This window comes from Cyanobacteria bacterium GSL.Bin1, from assembly GCA_009909085.1.
In the GTDB taxonomy this organism is placed as follows: domain Bacteria; phylum Cyanobacteriota; class Cyanobacteriia; order Cyanobacteriales; family Rubidibacteraceae; genus Halothece.
The window spans coordinates 20,312-38,179 of the sequence record JAAANX010000060.1; the positions used below are offsets into that span (position 1 = coordinate 20,312).

Annotated in this window: 15 protein-coding genes, 1 rRNA gene and 2 pseudogenes; 13 read left to right on the top strand and 5 right to left on the bottom strand. The window is 44.8% G+C overall.

All coding sequences use genetic code 11. The features are described from left to right. Window positions 1-3: 3 nt before the first annotated feature. Window positions 4-1,164: an agmatinase gene (gene speB / locus GVY04_06745; GenBank protein ID NBD15841.1), complete on the bottom strand. Its 1,161-nt coding sequence runs from the start codon at window positions 1,162-1,164 to the stop codon at window positions 4-6. Between the two features lie 257 nt (window positions 1,165-1,421). After that, window positions 1,422-2,753, bottom strand: coding sequence for an MFS transporter (locus GVY04_06750; GenBank protein NBD15842.1), 1,332 nt, complete (start codon window positions 2,751-2,753; stop codon window positions 1,422-1,424). Between the two features lie 587 nt (window positions 2,754-3,340). Between GVY04_06750 and GVY04_06755 the strand changes: the two genes are divergently transcribed. Then, entirely contained in the window at window positions 3,341-4,414 is a 1,074-nt protein-coding gene (locus GVY04_06755; GenBank protein ID NBD15843.1) for a TIGR00341 family protein, read from the top strand. 59 nt (window positions 4,415-4,473) lie between these two features. Here GVY04_06755 and GVY04_06760 read toward each other — a convergent pair. Beyond that, window positions 4,474-5,311 (bottom strand): annotated as a pseudogene (locus GVY04_06760) (IS630 family transposase). Window positions 5,312-5,796: 485 nt separating this feature from the next. Between GVY04_06760 and GVY04_06765 the strand changes: the two are divergent. The 11 genes and pseudogenes from GVY04_06765 (at window position 5,797) to GVY04_06815 (ending at window position 15,695) form a co-directional block, all read left to right on the top strand. Continuing rightward, window positions 5,797-6,096, top strand: a pseudogene (locus GVY04_06765) (Rieske (2Fe-2S) protein). 110 nt (window positions 6,097-6,206) lie between these two features. Beyond that, window positions 6,207-7,607 carry a xanthine permease XanP gene (locus GVY04_06770; protein NBD15844.1) on the top strand — a complete coding sequence of 467 codons (1,401 nt, stop codon included), beginning with the start codon at window positions 6,207-6,209 and terminating at the stop codon, window positions 7,605-7,607. Between the two features lie 2 nt (window positions 7,608-7,609). Beyond that, window positions 7,610-8,773: an FAD-dependent urate hydroxylase HpxO gene (gene hpxO, locus GVY04_06775; protein ID NBD15845.1), complete on the top strand. Its 1,164-nt coding sequence runs from the start codon at window positions 7,610-7,612 to the stop codon at window positions 8,771-8,773. Next, window positions 8,770-9,753, top strand: coding sequence for an EamA family transporter (locus GVY04_06780; protein ID NBD15846.1), 984 nt, complete (start codon window positions 8,770-8,772; stop codon window positions 9,751-9,753). Before hpxO ends, GVY04_06780 begins: the two co-directional genes overlap by 4 nt. Before the next feature lie 38 nt (window positions 9,754-9,791). Continuing rightward, on the top strand, window positions 9,792-10,148 hold the full coding sequence (uraH, locus tag GVY04_06785) for a hydroxyisourate hydrolase (GenBank protein ID NBD15847.1): 357 nt from the start codon (window positions 9,792-9,794) through the stop codon (window positions 10,146-10,148). Window positions 10,149-10,190: 42 nt separating this feature from the next. Further along, window positions 10,191-10,688: a 2-oxo-4-hydroxy-4-carboxy-5-ureidoimidazoline decarboxylase gene (gene uraD / locus GVY04_06790; GenBank protein NBD15848.1), complete on the top strand. Its 498-nt coding sequence runs from the start codon at window positions 10,191-10,193 to the stop codon at window positions 10,686-10,688. Window positions 10,689-10,723: 35 nt separating this feature from the next. Continuing rightward, window positions 10,724-12,439 carry an iron uptake porin gene (locus GVY04_06795; protein ID NBD15849.1) on the top strand — a complete coding sequence of 572 codons (1,716 nt, stop codon included), beginning with the start codon at window positions 10,724-10,726 and terminating at the stop codon, window positions 12,437-12,439. A gap of 144 nt (window positions 12,440-12,583) precedes the next feature. Continuing rightward, window positions 12,584-13,258, top strand: a complete 675-nt coding sequence (locus GVY04_06800) for an ABC transporter permease subunit (protein ID NBD15850.1) — start codon at window positions 12,584-12,586, stop codon at window positions 13,256-13,258. 4 nt (window positions 13,259-13,262) lie between these two features. Continuing rightward, complete coding sequence (locus GVY04_06805; GenBank protein ID NBD15851.1) at window positions 13,263-13,919, top strand: ABC transporter permease subunit; 657 nt, start codon at window positions 13,263-13,265, stop codon at window positions 13,917-13,919. Window positions 13,920-13,941: 22 nt separating this feature from the next. Beyond that, window positions 13,942-14,868 (top strand): transporter substrate-binding domain-containing protein, encoded by a 927-nt coding sequence (locus tag GVY04_06810; GenBank protein ID NBD15852.1) that lies wholly within the window; start codon window positions 13,942-13,944, stop codon window positions 14,866-14,868. A 44-nt stretch (window positions 14,869-14,912) separates the two neighbouring features. Next, window positions 14,913-15,695, top strand: coding sequence for an ATP-binding cassette domain-containing protein (locus GVY04_06815; protein NBD15853.1), 783 nt, complete (start codon window positions 14,913-14,915; stop codon window positions 15,693-15,695). Between the two features lie 182 nt (window positions 15,696-15,877). On the opposite strand, the gene GVY04_06820 is transcribed toward GVY04_06815, so the two are convergent. Beyond that, a complete protein-coding gene (locus GVY04_06820; protein NBD15854.1) occupies window positions 15,878-16,357 on the bottom strand; it encodes a DUF4079 family protein in 480 nt (159 codons plus the stop codon). A 34-nt stretch (window positions 16,358-16,391) separates the two neighbouring features. Continuing rightward, the gene (glyQ, locus tag GVY04_06825; GenBank protein NBD15855.1) at window positions 16,392-17,417 is read right to left on the bottom strand and encodes a glycine--tRNA ligase subunit alpha; all 1,026 of its coding nucleotides are present in this window, start codon (window positions 17,415-17,417) and stop codon (window positions 16,392-16,394) included. 338 nt (window positions 17,418-17,755) lie between these two features. Here glyQ and GVY04_06830 point away from each other — a divergent pair. Continuing rightward, window positions 17,756-17,868 (top strand): 16S ribosomal RNA (locus GVY04_06830); the annotation flags it as partial.

A 17,868-nucleotide genomic window follows, 5' to 3' on the forward strand; every position in this document is an offset into this window, starting at 1 on the left:
TATTTACTGCCAATAATCGGCAGTGGTTTGGGCTTCTTCATGGATATAACTGGGCTTTGCTTGACGCGGCAGTTGTTCCGAAAGTACAAGATGGGCCATCGTATCGCAGATGACTCGGGTTGCCATTAAAGCGGTCATATCGCTGACATCATAAGGGGGTGAAACTTCGACGACTTCTAGTCCACAAACGGGGGCTTGCTGCACAATTTTTCCTAATAAATAAAGGGCTTCTCGGGGTAAGAGTCCACCCGGTTCGGGCCAACCGGTTCCCGGAACAAAACCGGCATCAATGCAATCAATATCAAAGCTGATATAAACACAATCAGTGCCATCGAGGGCGCGTTCCAGGGCAAACTCTACCGCGGCATCTAAACCCATTTCTGTAATATCAGTAACGGTGAGAATATTGGTTTCTCGTTCTCGACAAACCTTGACTCCTTGACGCGGCACTTGCCAACCGCCAATTCCCAGTTGAACCAGGTTTTTAGCAGGAGCATTTTTAATATTTGTCGCGTGGAACCAAGGGCAAGTATGCATCCGTTCATCCAGGTCACTTTCTTGAGTATCCACATGGCGATCAAAGTGAATAATTCCGACTTTTTGATCTCCTAAATGACGACAAACGCCACGCACCGTAGGAAAACCAATAGAATGATCGCCTCCGAGAATGATTGGTAAGGCACCGGATTGGAAAATGTGGGCAATCCCTTTAGAAATCTGATCAAAGGACTTTTCGTTATTCCCGGGAATGGTGAAGATATCGCCAACATCACAGAGGGTAATTTGTTCTCTTAAATCAACCCCTAGTTCAAAGTTGTAGGGGGTATAAAGAGCCGAAATTTTGCGGATGCCTTGGGGGCCAAACCGCGTCCCCGGCCGGTAAGTGGTACCAGAATCATGGGGAACGCCAACAATGGCAACATCATAATTCCCGACTTGTTTGACATCTTCCACATAGGGGGCTTTGAGGAAGGTATTAATGCCAGCATAGTGAGGGAGTTCACCGCGCGAAAAGGTAGAAATGCTGCGATCGCGAATACTGTCTGCTGCTTCTAATCCATAATCTAAGCCTTGCGACACTTCTTGCTGCCATCCAGTTAACGGTAACTGACTTTCTTTATCTAACGCCTGATTGGCTTCGCTAGATTGATTTTGCTCACTCATTGATCAATTTTCTCTCCTAAAAAATACAAAAAAAAGGAGACCTCTTAACAGTAACCACTGTTGTTGAGACCTCCCGGGCTTTTGTCCCGCCGTGTCGCTATCTCTTTCTTGAGAGTGCGTGCTTCTCTTGGACCAGTCACTGCGGTAGGAGCGCAATCGGAACCCTAGAAGCAATGTTCGATTTGGATGAATTTTAATAGGTTGTATTGTGCAGAACTATGGGAATAACTACAGTAAAATTGACTACAAAAATCAAATTAACTGACACTCTCCGAACCTTTTGTTGCTAATTCGGGCTTGGGAGTTTTGCCAGACGTTTGTTGTTCTTTCGCAACATCTTTTACCCACTGCACCAGTAATGCAGCAAGGGCCATTGAAATACCACCGACGACTAGGGCGAAAATTCGATTATTTCCTAAAAGGTTTTCCATGACCCACCCAAGGCCAAGGGCAGCTATGATTTGAGGAATGACAATAAAGGCATTAAAAATCCCCATGTAAATTCCGGTATCTTTCATGGGTAAAACGTCAGACAGCATCGAATAAGGCATGGTTAAAGCACTCGCCCACGCTAAACCAAAACACGCCATCGGGAGTAAGAGCAAATATTGATTACTGACGAAGAGTAGAGAAATCAAGCCGACCCCGCCACACAATAAGCTAAAAGAATGGGTGGCTTTGCGACTGGTTGCCGCAGCGATCCGAGCCAGAAATATCGAATAGACAAAGCAGACAACATTATAGAGAGCAATACAAATTCCAGCCCATTCTACCCCTTCTTGATAAAGAGGTGAGCTTTCTTTGGTTGCGCCAAAAATTTCGTGTCCCACTGCCGGCGGGAAGTAAAGGAAAACACAGAAAATACCGAGCCAGGTAAAAAACTGCACCCAAGCCAGTTGTTTCATGAGATCGGGCATAGTACGTACTTTCTGCGCAATCCCTTTCACCATCCCGATCGCGCCACCGGTATCATTTTGGCGTTGCTTGAGCTTTTCTAAGTCTTGCGGTGGGTATTCTTTGGTGGTGAGAACGGTCCACAACACAGTCCCTAAAAAGACGGCAGCGCCGACATAGTAAGACACTTTAACAGTCAGAGGAATTTCACCGGCCGGAGTAGTGATTTGATTAAAGTTAAACCAATGATTAAGAATCCACGGACAAAGCGATGCCACTACAGCCCCCAAGCCAATAAAAAAGGCTTGCATGCCAAAACCAAGGGTCCGCTGATTTTCGGGGACTAAATCCGAAACAAAGGCGCGAAACGGTTCCATACTGATATTAACCGAGGTATCGAGCATCCATAGTGCCCCGGCTGCCATCCATAGACTAGAGGAGTTGGGCATGAGAATCAGCGCGATCGAGCTGAGAATAGCACCGAATAAAAAATACGGTCGCCTGCGCCCCAGCCGAGTCCAGGTGCGGTCACTCATGTAACCAATAATGGGTTGGGCAATTAACCCACTCATGGGAGCAGCCAGCCACAAAATCGGGATTTGTTCAGGATTAGCGCCTAAGTATTCATAAATGGCACTGGTATTTGCCATTTGCAATGTCCAACCAAATTGAATGCCGAAGAAGCCGAAACTCATATTCCAAAGTTGGACAAATCCTAAGGGTACTTTTTTAAATCGTTTTTGCAAGTTCCTAATTCTTTGAGCGTTTTGTCTCATAGACGATAATTGATACCTACGTGTTTAGAAAAGAACGTTATGGCGGAAAGAAAGTAGCTTTACCATCTCAAATACACGATTGTTCAACGGTCAGAGTAAGCCTATCTTCCCAAAGAAAGTTGGCTCTCTGATTTAAACCAAATCAGTTTAGTCATTATTACAATACAAATTCAGTAACATCAGTTTCCTCCCTCCCTAACCGTAAAATTCTCCTCAAGTGGCAAATTTCTACCGCAAGACGTAACTCATTCACCTTTAAACACGCTAGCTAATCACTTAATGTTAAAGGAGAATTTGTCAATCGAAGAGAAAACTAAGCTTATCTTTAGTTCCACTGACACTCTTGATTCAGTCTCTAGATGTAAATTATCTCAACAAGTCTAGGTTACAGTTAACGTTATATCGGTTCCTTGGGAATGTTAATCGGGAGTATTGGTCGCGCGATCGTTAAACTCGAACAATAGGCTTTGTTTCCCTTGCGAAAAGCTTAAGTCAGCAAGATTAAAATGAAATTCTTATTTCGTAAGCGAGATCGTCAAGGCCAAAAGAGAGCTGCTTCTGTAAAACTTTATGGCAGTAAATATTGGTCTTGGCTGAAAGAGGATCCAACTTCGATCGCGCTTCTCAATCGCATCCTTTGGCGAGGAGCAATTCTCAGTAGCAGTTTTTGTCTGATGGTTGTAGTCTCTAGCGCGATCGGAACATTGGGATTGCTGGCGAACAGCATTGCTGCTGTGATTGGCGCAATGATTATTTCTCCCTTAATGCAGCCGACGGTTGGGATTGCCTATGCCATGGTGATGGCCAATCGGCGACTGCTTAAACAAGCAACCTTAACGGCTATTATTGGCATCCTAATTACAGTAGTGACGGCAATTTTAGTTGCTCATTTAATCGGATTGAGAACCCTGAATTCAGAAATCCTTTCACGAACCAACCCCAATTTAATTAATTTGGGGATTGCTATCGGAGCCGGGATTGCAGGAGCATTTGCTTATACTCGGCAAAGTGTTGCCGATGCCTTACCGGGAACAGCAGTGGCAGTAGCATTAGTTCCTCCTCTGTGTGTGGTTGGAATTGGGGTAGTCAGTGGGGAAATGCCTCTCATTCAAGGGGCTTCTGTCTTGTTTTTCACCAATTTTATTGGTATTATTTTTAGTGGTGGTCTTGTTTTTGTGTTTCAGGGATATGGAACCATTGCTAAAGCACGGCAAGGATTAATGGTGACAATTTTGGCTTTGCTTTTACTCGGACTCCCGCTGAGCTATCAAATGAGACATCTCTTAGCCAGTTCCAACCTCCGCAGTGATGTGGAACAATTGGTCCGCAACCAGGAGACAATTTTTGCCGGTAAAGAAATTCGCAGTCTCAAAGTCGCTTCTCGGAGTGATTCACTATTAATTGAGTTAGCCATTGAAGCACAAGTCAACTCGATTTCCAAAAAACAGCTTCAATCCGCCCAAGCATTTTTGAGCAATCGTTTGGAAACGCCGGTAACGTTGCGAGTTAAATTAGTTCCGATTGAATCTTTTGAAATCCCAGCATCTGCAAATGTTCAGGAAGACTCTCAAGGTGACTAAACCAAAGAGAGGTTGCAGTCAACTTGTTTCCAGTTTGAAAAAGGTTATAGTCATTCCAATTAAGTTCCGTACACTCGAATCAGGTCGTCGAGAGTTGTCCCTAGTGGAGCATAAATCCGTTGCTTTTTGAGAATGGCAAAATCCTGTTCAATTTTGTTAAAGTCAGGGGAGTAGGGGGGTAGAAAAAGAACTTCATGTCCAGCGCTCTGGGCAATCTCTTTAATTTCTTCCTTTCTATGAAAAGGAGCATTATCGAGAATTAGAAGAGATTGAGGATTGAGAAGTGGGAGTAAATGATGCTCCAGCCAGTGATTGAACCAAGTTGAATGGGTTGTTCCCGCAAACAAAACTGGTGCCAGTAATTCCTTTCCTCTCTTAGCTGCAATTAAACTAGTGCGGGGGCGAGTTTTTCCACTACGCTCACCATGAATTTTTTTCCCTTTCTTCGACCAAGCATGGGGTCGAAACGTGCTGGCTTCAAAACCAGATTCATCAATATAGATCACATTCTCTGACCCTTGCTCAATGATAAATTTTCGCAAAGTTTGTAGGTACTCAATGCGCTCACCGGGTTTCCTCTGTTCGTAGAGCAGAGTTTTTTTTACAGGTCTGTTTCATTTTTTGCAGAGCGTACCAAATGGCGTTGATCTCTACCCCGAAACGCTCTGCTCTTTCTCGAAGCAAAGCATCAGGATTTTCTTGGACATCTGTTCTCAAGGCTTCCCAATTTAGTTTGCGCGATCGCCGCTCAACTTTCTTCGGAGCCAAATCATCTCTTTGACACCAATCATAAACACACCAGCGACTCACTTCATATCGTCGTGAGGCTTCGGATTTGCTACCCCCTTTCTTGACAAAGTTAACCACTCGCTGACGTAAATCTAGGCTATAGGTCATTGTTCCTCATCTCTTTCTCCTGGTTCCAACATTCTACCTCCTGTTGGTTTTTATTTGGAATGACTATAATTCTGGCGGACAAAATAAGCGGATTGGGGCGATACTCATACCCAGACCCGGATTCACTTTTGTATGATTTTCCTTTGCTCTCATTATCAACGCGATTATCATCTTTATTGTCATCAGATTTGCGCCATTGATCTCCCCGTCTTAGAGTTAGAAATTAAGAACTCGCCCGCGCAAAAAATGAGGCTCAACCCGAAATAGTGACGGTAATTGTACGCAAAAAGGTAGTCTGTAATACAGTAAAATTGAATTTTTATGTATACAGTATACAGCTAGTGTCAAAATTAGTGAGTTCCTTCCTCAAAAACATTATGTTAGTCACCCAACAACCTGTCTTACGGCGATTTTGGTATCCAGTCGTGCCGTTGGATCAGATACAGGCGGAACCAAAACGGTTTCAGCTTTTGGGAGAACCTTTGCTTTTGTGGATTGATTGGTTTTTCCCCTTTAGCGACAAACTTCGCATCAACTATCCCAACAGGTTGGTTCATATTATTGTCAATACTACAACGCTGATTAATGATCAAACCTCGCAAATTCTGCAACGTTGTTTGCGTAACGATACAGAAGCGGAAACCATAGCCGCCGAAGCAAAAGCCTTTGACCGCGCCGACACTCTAGAAGATAAAGCCATTTTAGAAACCACTGTTTTTGATGTTCCTTTAGAACTGAAATGGGAACAACACATGGCAACGGATCAGCCTGGGATTTTGATGCGGCATCCTTTCTCTCCTTTATTCAAAGCTCATGGGGAAACAGAAGCAACTCATAAAAAAGCAATCGATTATCAAAAAACAAAAATGCTGGTTTAATTTTTAATTATCTTGCCATGTCATATAACGAAGAAATTGCACTAGAAACAGAAACTACAGAAACGGCTCAAACCCAACCCTTATCCGGTGATTTAATTTATGGCTTGGAAGATCGTCCACCCATTGGAAAAGCCATTTTTGCTGCTATTCAGCACGTCTTAGCCTGTGTCGTTGGCATTGTCACCCCCTCTTTAATTATTTCTGATGCCTTGGGATTAAGCACAGCCAATGCCAGTTATTTAATTAGTATGTCGCTGTTTGTCTCAGGAATTGCGACCTTTATTCAAGTGAAACGTTTTGGTCCGGTGGGATCAGGGTTATTAAGCATTCAAGGCACGAGTTTTACCTTTATTGGACCCATTTTGGGGGCAGGAGGCGCAGTTATTGCTGCGGATAATTCGCCAACAGATGCGTTAGCCCTGATTTTTGGCTTGTGTCTGGTGGGATCATTGGTTCAGATTGTTCTCAGTCGCTTTCTAAAGTTTACCCAAAAAATCGTCACTCCCCTGGTTACAGGAACAGTGGTGACACTGATTGGTTTAACTCTAGTTCGGGTTGCCATTACTGATATGGGGGGTGGTTTTGCTGCCAAATCTGCAGGGACATTTGGTAGTATGCAGAATCTGGGCGTTGCCAGTTTAGTCTTGTTAACAGTTCTCATCCTCAATAGCTTGAGTAGTCCGTTATTGAGAATGGGTTCGATTGTGATTGGCATTGTCGTCGGTTATTTGGTTGCTACTCCCTTGGGAATGGTCAGTTTTCAAAGTTTAGGTAATCTTCCTCCGTTTACCGTACCCCTTCCTTTTCGCTATGGCATCAATTTCAATTTTGCGGCATTTGTGCCGTTTATTTTTCTCTATATCATCACCACCATTGAGTCGATTGGGGATTTAACAGCAACCTCAGTCATTTCTGGGGAACCCATTCGCGGCGATCGTTATTTCCAACGGTTACAAGGCGGAGTTCTTGGGGATGGACTGAATTCCATGCTTGCAGCTTGCTTTAATACCTTTCCCAATACAACCTTTAGCCAAAATAATGGGGTCATTCAACTAACTGGGATTGGCAGTCGATATGTGGGTTATTTTATTTCTGGCATTTTTGTTGTGTTGGGGCTGGTACCAATTTTTGCGGGGGTTATCCAAGCCGTGCCTAAACCAGTCTTAGGCGGTGCAACTATTTTAATGTTTGGTACGGTTGCCACTGCTGGCATTAAATTACTCTCTTGTGTCAATCTCAGTCGTCGCAATTCCTTAATTATTGCAATTTCTCTGGGATTAGGTCTAGGGGTAACGTTTGCCCCGGAGATTTTGGAGAAGTTACCGACACTACTTAACAATATTTTTTCCTCTGGTATTGCTACCGGTGGTATCACTGCTTTAATTTTGAACCTTTTAATTCCAGGAGAACGTGAATAACCATGTATAACTTGAAAGTAACCATTATTGGCGCAGGAATTGGCGGACTCACCACAGGAATTGCACTCAAAAATATTGGCTACGATGTGGACATTTACGACCGAACCCGTGAGTTACGCCCTGCCGGGGCAGGGATTTCTTTATGGTCCAATGGCATTAAAGTCCTCAATCGCTTGGGATTAGGCGAGAAGGTGGCAAACATTGGCGGGCAGATGAATCGGATGGAATATCGCAGCCATAAAGATGAACGACTCTCGGCAGTGGATTTACGTCCTTTAGTGGAGCGTGTCGGAGAACGTCCTTATCCGGTGGCGCGTACTGATGTCCAACAAATGTTACTGGAGGCGTTTGGGTCAGAGAAGGTGCATTTAGGCTGGAAGTGTGTGGCGGTTGAGCAAGATGAAACCATTGCCACTGCTATTTTCGAGAGCGGCGATCGCGTCACCAGTGATTTAATTATTGGCGCTGATGGTATCCACTCCACAGTCCGCGAATATGTCACCGGTCAACCCATCACTCCCCGCTATGCGGATTATGTCAACTGGAATGGCTTAGTTCCTGCGAGTGACGATCTCTGCGAAGCGGATAACTGGGTGATTTATGTGGGAGAAGGGAAACGGGCGTCGATGATGCCAGTGGGCGATAATCGCTTTTACTTCTTCTTTGGTTGTCCGATGGCAAAAGGAACGACAGTGGAACCGAAAGACCGCCAAGCAGAGTTAAAAGAAATTTTTGCGGGTTGGCCGAAAGCTGTACAAAATTTAATTGAACGCCTGAACCCTCTCGAAACCAATCGTCTAGAAATTTCGGATTTGGATCCCCTAGAAACCCTCGCCAAAGGTCGCATTGCCCTCTTAGGAGATGCGGGACACGCCACCACCCCAACCTTAGGACAAGGGGGTTGTCAGGCGATTGAGGATGCGGAAATGCTCAGTCGTTTCTTGGTCAGTACGAATATCAGCGTTGCCGATGCCCTGAAGCGGTATGAAGCAGCGCGAAAAGACCGGGTGAGTCAACTGGTATTGAAAGCCCGCCAACGAACCGCCACTATCTACGGCAAGGATGAAAGTACCACTGCCGCTTGGTATCAACAACTCTCCCAAGAACCGGAAAGCAACGTGATTGATTCCCTCGCCAAAGTCATTGTGGGGGGTCCGTTGCAATGAATCCTGATACCTATACCGATGCTGCCCTCTCGGAAACGACCCCAACTGAAAATCCCCTGACTGTAAAATTGCTGGGGATGCTAGCCCTCGTTTCTGCTTTAATTGCCATTGGCTTTGCCTCGATTTGGTTAGTGGTAGCAGAAAAAGAACTGACTCCCCTGACCACAATTTTTTACCGGTTATCTGGGGCAGCGGTTACACTGGCACTTTGGCAAGGCGTACAACGCTTATGGCAAAAAAGAGAGCAACCGCAATACGATCGCGCAACGATTTTCTTGCTAGTCTTTGCTGCCGCTAGTTTTTCCACGTCTCTCGTCTTGCTGGGATGGTCACTCACTCAAACCAGCGTCGCCAACGGAACATTGCTTTATAACAATATGCCAGTGTTTACGGCGCTATTTGCTTGGGTGTTTCTCGGGCAACGGTTTTCCCTCAAGTTTCTGTTGGGATTGGTGATTGCCTTAGCTGGAGTGATCGCCATTGGACTCAGCGATTTTCAACTGGCCGATGTGGATGTAAAAGGCGATTTAGCGGCGATTCTTGCCTCGATGCTAGCGGCGACGAGTTTACTCTGTTTTGAAAAACTCCGGCAAACGCTTACTTCTGGGATGATTATGCTTTGGGTGAGCGTGGTTGGTGGCATTCTCTTATTACCGTTGGTGATCTGGCAAGGAGGGCAATTCTTTCCCACTTCTTTACAGACGTGGTTGGCAGTGTTGAGTTTAGCGGTAATTTCTCAAGGCATTGGTCAGGGCTTACTCACCTATTGTGTGGGCTTATTTTCCGCCGGATTAATTGCGGTTTGTATGCTCTCCATTCCAGTGATTGCTGCCCTCGCCAGTGCGATCTTATTTGGCGAACACCTTCCTTTAGGCAACTGGATTGCCTTTGCTGTGGTGTTATTGGGCATTTACTTTGCGCTCACTGCCAAACAAGAAGTAGCTGCTAGTTCTCCCTTACAGAACTCTGCTGGCAATTGATTTGCCCCAACGGTCTGATCACATCTATCAACATCATAATGACTGGAAAATTAACCACACACGTTCTCGATACGGCCCACGGTTGTCCGGCTGCAGGGCTCAGTTTAACCTTTTGGCTAATTGAAAACAGCGAGTACACCTTGCTAAAAACCACTAAAACCAATGCCGATGGACGCACCGATGAACCCCTTTTAGGTGCAGAGTCATTGCAAGTGGGTGTGTACGAAATCATTTTTGAGGTAGCCTCTTATTTCCAACGCTATGATCAATCTCTTCCTAATCCGGCTTTTCTGGATGTGATACCGATTCGCTTTGGAATTGCCGATACCAACAGCCACTATCATGTCCCGCTTTTAGTCTCACCTTGGTCTTATAGTACCTATCGCGGAAGTTAAATTTTGTCATTCGTCATTGGTCATTCATCACTAGCTGTCAATATGAAATATTCGCTAGCAACACTGAACCAGATGGAACAAGAAGCCTTTAGCAAGGCACTGGGTCATATTTTTGAGCATAGTCCGCACATTGCCGCTGCAACGTCGGAAAAACGACCGTTTAATAGCTTAAATGACCTCCATTATCAACTGATGGCAACGGTACGATCGCTGCCTTTAGAAGAACAAGACACCCTAATCAAAAAACATCCCGATCTGGCAACCAAAACCCAAATGGCAGATGCCTCTGTCCAAGAACAGACGGATGCGGGATTGAATACCTTAACCCCAGACGAATACAACCGCTTTCAAGAATTAAACCAAGCCTATCGTGCTCAATTTGGCTTTCCCTTTATTATTGCCGTGCGCAACCATAACAAAGCCAGTATTCTAGATGCCTTTGTCCATCGCCTCGAAAATTCTCTGGAGAGAGAAAGAGCCAGCGCGATCGACGAAATTTCTAAAATTGCTTACTTCCGCTTGTTGGATGTTGTGGAGTAAGCCAACAAAGTTATTGTGTGAGGAGTGTTGAAATTATGAATAATCAAGTTTCTCGAAGCTTTATTGCGAGTTTCGCTGTTTTTGTGACGGGTATGCTCACTTTCGGAACTACCCTTCCGGCAAAAGCACAAATGAATTCAGTTTACCAAATGTCGGATGTCGAACCCACAGATTGGGCATTTGAAGCGCTGCGATCGCTGATTGAACGTTACGGTTGCATTGCCGGCTATCCTGATGGTACGTTTCGCGGCAATCGCGCTATGTCTCGCTACGAATTTGCTGCCGGTCTCAATCGTTGTCTGGAAAATATTAGTCGCTTGATTCTTGATGAGGGTCAAACTGTTTCTCAGGCTGACTTAGAAGTGCTCAAACGTTTACAATCAGACTTTGACCAAGAATTAAGTCGGCTTGCTACTCGCGTCGATAATTTAGAAGGTCGGGTAGCAGTTTTAGAAGATACCCAATTTTCTACAACCACCAAACTTACGGGTAACGTTTACATGAACCTAACCGGTGCAACGGCAAGTGATGACATCTTGGTGGAAACGAATAATTTAGATACGCCTTTAAATTTGCGTCGTGCTGGACGAGACGAAGATGGCGATCCCCTAGTGAGAACGGAAACCGATGATCCGGAAGTAACATTTAGTTACTACACTCTAATCAATTTCAACACCAGTTTTACCGGACGTGATCAATTGGTGACTCAATTTGCCGTGGGCAATGGCAATTCTCCTGCCAATAGCTTTGTCTCAGCAGGATTATTTAACACCTTCGGAACTCCTTTTACTGACCAAACCGGAGCGCCTAATGCAGGAGAATTCACGATCCGTGAATTATTTTATGCGTTCCCAGTTAGTGAAAACTTTCAAGCAGTGGTCGGACCCAGAATCAACTGGTATCGCTACTTTGACGGAAACAGTTATACTTTCTTTTTACGAGGGGCAAGCAGCTATAATGCCAGTGGTGGAACGCTAGCTAACCCTGTAGATCGCGGTGCCGGAGCTGTACTTTTATGGGATATTAATGACCAGTTCGGATTTAACATTGGTTACTTGGGAGAAAATACAGAATTTTTACCCTCGGAATTTTTCAACACAGTTTCTGATGCGGATGAAGGTCTATTTGGGGGAACCTGGTCGGCAACGGCGCAACTGACTTATGAACCCAGTGCTAACGCTACAATTCGCCTGTTCTACACGCGTTCTCAATCCGATAATAATGTTCCCTTATTTGATGAAGAGGGTAATCTCACTGGTTTTGGTGTCGGTGGTGCTGTGGGGGAACCGATTTATGGCGTCGCCGATGATGGCTTCGGCGGGACAATTGATCCAACCAATGCCAATACAATTGGACTGAATTTTGAGTGGGAATTTGCCCGTAACCTTGGGCTGTTTGGACGCTATACCTATGCCAATGCGGATATTGAACCCGACAATCCTGATATTTCCGGTGGAGACATCAATATGCAAGCGTTTCAACTGGGACTTGCCTTTCCTAATTTGGGGAAAGAAGGGGCGCTAGGAACGTTCTCCTTTGTTGTTCCCTTTGATGTGTTAGATGGAGAAGAGTTTCTGGTCTCTGGTGCTGGCGATGGCGGAACGCAATTGGATTTTGAAGCGACCTATTTCTATCCCATCAATGATAATTTATCTCTGGTTCCTGCGGTTTATGTGATTGCCAATCCCAATAATTTTGACGAGAATGGCACGATTGTTGTGGGAAATCTGAGGATGCAGTTTAGTTTCTAATTCGTTTTTAACACCTAGTATAAAGAGCGAACCGGTGTTCGCTCTTTATTACTGGAAATTACTCAAATCGTATCGGAGATAACATCAATTAACTGACGTAGTGTATACAGTATACAAAATGCAAACGAGACATTTCAAGCGATTATGGAATACACCTTCCAATTTTCAGTGGTGTGGAATAACCTTGGCTTATTTGTGCAGGGGGTTTTACTCACATTGCAGATTGTTAGTGTCGCGATCGCGCTGGGCTTAATCCTCGGCATGATTGGCGCGTTAGGCAGAACGTCCGATAACCGGATTCTCAACTCGATCGCGTTGGCTTATGTTGAGTTTTTCCGCAATACCCCGTTTTTAATTCAACTCTTTTTCTTCTACTTTGCCCTACCGAATCTGGGGGTGAAAATGTCCCCTTGGCAAGCGGCTGTCTTAGCCCTGGCGATTAATTTTGGTGCCTATGCTACAGAGATTATCCGCTCGGGAATTGAAGGAATTAGCGCTGGACAAGTGGAAGCCGGAAAAGCCCTGGGGTTAAAGCCCTTACAGATTTTTCGCCACATCATTCTCATTCCAGCCCTGGCAAATATTTATCCCGCTTTGATGAGTCAAGTAGTCATTGCAGTTTTGTTTAGTTGTGTCGTTTCCCAAATTTCTGCTGAAGAACTCACCTTTGTCGGGAATTATCTTCAATCCCGCACTTTTCGCAGTTTTGAGATTTATTTAACCATTTCTTTAATTTATGTGGCGCTGGTTTGGTCGATCAAACTCATTGCCTTTTTGATTCAGAGAAAGTTTTTTGCCTTTACTCAATACACCCGTTAACCCAATGGAAGAGTTTACCTTTTCACAAATTCTGACGAATCTCCTCTTAGCAACACGCTGGACGATTGTTCTTTCCGCGATCGCGTTTTTTGGCGGTGGCGTCGTCGGGTTTCTCGTCATGCTGATGCGGATTTCTCCTAATCCGGTGATCAGAGGTGTCAGCACCCTTTATATCGAATTTTTTGAAGCAACACCGCTATTAATGCAACTATTCCTCGTCTTTTTCGGGATTTCCGTTGTGATCGGTTTAAATGTGTCGGCTTGGGTTGCCGCGACCATTGCGCTGACAACTTATAGTAGCGCCTTTTTAGCGGATATTTGGCGAGGGTCTGTAGAAGCCATTCCGCGCGGTCAGTGGGAGGCGTCGCGAGCTTTAGGACTGAGCTATTTCAAGCAACTGAGCAACATTATTCTCCCGCAAGCGGTTCGGATGTCAATTCCGCCCACGGTGGGCTTTGCCGTGCAAGTGATCAAAGGAACCTCCCTCGCCTCCATTATTGGTTTTATTGAACTCACGCGATCGGCATCTTCCATCAGTAATGTCACCTTTGAACCCCTACTGGTTTATTCCTTAGCTGCAATCATCTACTTCTGTCTGTGTTTTCCCCTTTCTCTGTGGAGTAGACGCTTAGAAAATCGCTTCTCCTATGTCAACGTTTGAAATTGAATCGTGAGTGATCATAATGCTTCAACCACTACTTCGTTCTCTCTCCCGTCAACTGGGCTTATCTGCGCTTAGCCTCAAAGTTGTCTTTGCCCTTGCAATTAGTCTGATCTTTAGTGTCAGTATTATTTCTTGCTCGAATCAATCCATTACTTCGCAAGAGGTGGTGACAGATAATGCTAACGCTCAAAGCGAAACTACCGCTCAAGGGAATCCCTCAACTGGTGGAACCCTCGATAATATCCTCAGCGCCGGTGTTGTAAAAATCGCTGTTCCCCAAGATTCTCCCCCCTTTGGTTCGGTGGGTACTGATGGCAAACCTCAAGGCTACGACGTGGAGGTTGGGAAGCTCATTAGTGAGGCGTTAGAGGTAAATTTAGACCTGATTCCGGTTACCAGTACGAACCGCATCCCTTATTTAGAAACAGGGCGAGCAGATATCGTCATTTCTAGTTTAGGGGCAACCCCAGAACGAGCACGATCCATTTACTTTTCTTCCATGCCCTATGCCCCTTTCTTTTCTGGGATTTATGGTTCAGCAAGTGTTGATGTATCGAGTTACAAAGACTTGGCTGGATATACCGTTGGCGTTACCCAAGGTTCTTTAGAAGACTTAGAAGTAGCGGAAAAAGCACCAGAAAGTGTAACAATCAAACGCTTTGAAGATAATAGCTTGACCATTTCTGCTTTACTCTCAAAACAAGTTGATCTCATTGCAACCGGAAACACTATTGCCGGAAAAGTGATGAAAAGCAATCCCAAAGAAGGAATTGAAAATAAATTTGTGATGAAGAACTCGCCTTGTTACATTGGCGTGCGTCGTGGCGATTTGGATATGTTGCAGTGGATTAATGTTTTCATTCGCCACAAGCGTTTCTCCGGTGAATTTGATGCCTTATCCCAAGAGTGGTTTGGTGAATCCCTCGAAAGCTTACCTGCTTTCTAGTCCTCTCAAACCGTAGCCGTTTATTGATATTAGGAGTAAGAATCATGGAAGAAAAGCAAGCCCAAACCACTAACATCGCTGTCGAGAGTAACGAACCGGTGATTACAGTGAAAGAGGTTGAAAAGTGGTATAGTAACGGCTTTCATGCGCTACGAGGCGTGAGTCTCAATGTTGATCGGGGTGAAGTGGTCGTGGTCATGGGACCTTCTGGTTCCGGGAAATCCACGTTTATTCGCACCTTTAATGCCCTAGAACCCTATCAAAAAGGGCGGATTATTATTGATGGCATTGAACTGACCCCCAAGATGAAAAATGTCGATGCCGTTCGTCGGGAAGTGGGCATGGTCTTCCAGCAATTTAATCTCTTTCCCCACCTGAGTGTACTTGATAATGTGATGCTTGCGCCGAGAAAAGTCCGTGGCTGGCAGAAAGGGAAAGCCCAAGATGTAGCGTTTGAATTGCTCGATCGCGTTGGGATTCTCAATCAAGCCAATAAATATCCCGGACAACTTTCCGGGGGTCAACAACAACGGGTCGCGATCGCGCGCGCACTGGCGATGCAACCGAAAGTGATGCTCTTTGATGAACCCACCTCTGCCCTTGACCCAGAAATGGTGCGAGAAGTGCTCGATGTCATGCGGTCTTTAGCGAATTCTGGAATGACAATGGTGTGTGTCACCCATGAAGTCGGTTTTGCCCGAGAAGTTGCCGATCGGGTGGTGCTTATGGCAGATGGTCAGATCATGGAAACAGCAACGCCAGCCGTCTTTTTCCAAAATCCGAAGCATGAACGCAGTCGCCAATTTCTCTCCCAAATTCTGCACTAAGGCATGACTTCTATTCCTCACAAAGTATGGGCAAGCCTAAATCTCAAATCGTTATAGAGATCGGGAATATCCTAATGATTCAGTCTCATCGCCAGTCAACGACTAGTAGTGACTCTCCCTTAACATTGCCTGCCAAATATCTGTTGGTCACAGCAAGCCCTAATTAGTTCCTCACGACTTAATTAGATAGTTAAACCGAGTTGAACTCCCAACACTGCATGAATGACCATAATGACTAACGCTAAGCTTCCAATGTAAGCATGAGCAGTTCGCAGTTGTTGTTTTCCGCCGCCAAATCCAGTTAGAGAAATCAAACCATTGGCTGCCAGTAAGCCTAAAACAATTGAACCTGTCCAGAAGTGAGGACTTTCTAAAATCGGTTGTTCTTGCATCACCAGAGATAAGACTCCTCCTACATAGCCCAATGCCATAAAAGTAAACATCCAAGGGGCAAGTTTACGATGATTCGTTCTATTTTCCACGGCCATTGTTTGATTACCAAGCATCCGACCTTTCCAACCGGTGATCCCAACAAAAGTTCCCATCACAAAAATGACAATTCCCATCATCGCAGGATGTCCCCAGTGCGTAATGGGTTCAGGAAGGTTGAGGGAGCGAAAAAAAGCAGCGATTGGTTCTAAGTATATTTTTATAGTATGCATTATGCTTACTTTAAAGATAAATAAATTTTCAACTTTAAAAAAGTGATGAAATTAACCAAGCTACATAAATAATTATGCTAGCCCAAATAGTGATATCAATTATTAGAGGACGCTTTGGGATTGGTTTTGGTTGATTTGTATCCATAGATTTAAAATCCGTAATTTGATATGGTTTCATATCTCTGACATGGCTTAATGGAAATCCTAACTGTTTTCGCTGTTCATAATACCGTTGAGCCGTTTTTCGGGCTAAAGCTCGAATTCGTCCAATGTATCGTGTTCGCTCAGTCACTGAAATAACGCCTCTCGCTTCTAATAAATTAAAGGTGTGAGAACATTTCAGAACATAATCTAAACTTGGCAAAACTAAACCTTTCTCGGTTAACTGCATTGCTTCTTGTTCGTAGAGAGTAAACAATTGGAACAGTAACTCAGGATTTGAAGCTTCAAAGTTATAGATACATTGTTCTATTTCGCCTTGGAGATGGACATCTCCATAATTCAGGTCATCATTCCATTGAATTTTAGGCAGCGCATCAACGTCTTGTAAATACATTGCAATCCGCTCTAAACCATAGGTAATTTCTATAGAAACCGGATGACAATCAAGTCCGCCACATTGTTGGAAGTAGGTGAATTGGGTAATTTCCATTCCATCTAGCCAAACTTCCCAACCGACTCCCCAGGCGCCTAAAGTGGGAGATTCCCAATTATCCTCCACAAATCGCACATCATGATCTTCCGGTTGAATTCCTAGTGCACGCAAAGAGTCAAGAAAGATATTTTGAATGTTGGGTGGAGAAGGCTTAATTAAGACTTGGTACTGGTAATAATGTTGGAAGCGATTCGGGTTCTCACCGTAACGTCCATCTGTCGGGCGACGACAAGGTTCAATATAAGCAACAGACCAAGGCTCAGGACCAATCGCGCGGAGAAATGTATGAGGACTCATCGTCCCTGCTCCTTTTTCCGTATCGTAGGGCTGAGCAATTAAACAGGCGCGAGCGCGCCAGAATTGATTGAGACTCGCAATGACGGATTGGAAATCTTTTGAAGACATGGTCTAGGTTTTCTAAAATTTTCGCTCCATTAGCCCTTATATTGTGCCACAACCCCCATGAAATAAGAGGAAAGAAAAAAAGTCAAAAAAAAAAGGTTTCAGGGGTTGACAGTGAAGAGAATAAGCCCTATATTGGTTAATGCGCTCGAAACGGAGGCAACGCAAACGCCGCCGCAACGAAGCACCGAACCTAGACAAACTTAATAGTTGGAAAAGCCTTAAAGTTAACTATATAAAGTTAACGCTTCCACGTCAAACATATTTCTAAGGAAACGCAATTTCGAGACGAAAGCAAGGCTGAAAACGCCAAGCAATTGTCAACCGAGCCAACGGCTCTCAACATGGAGAGTTTGATCCTGGCTCAGGATGAACGCTGGCGGCGTGCTTAACACATGCAAGTCGAACGCAGCCTTCGGGCTGAGTGGCGGACGGGTGAGTAACGCGTGAGAAT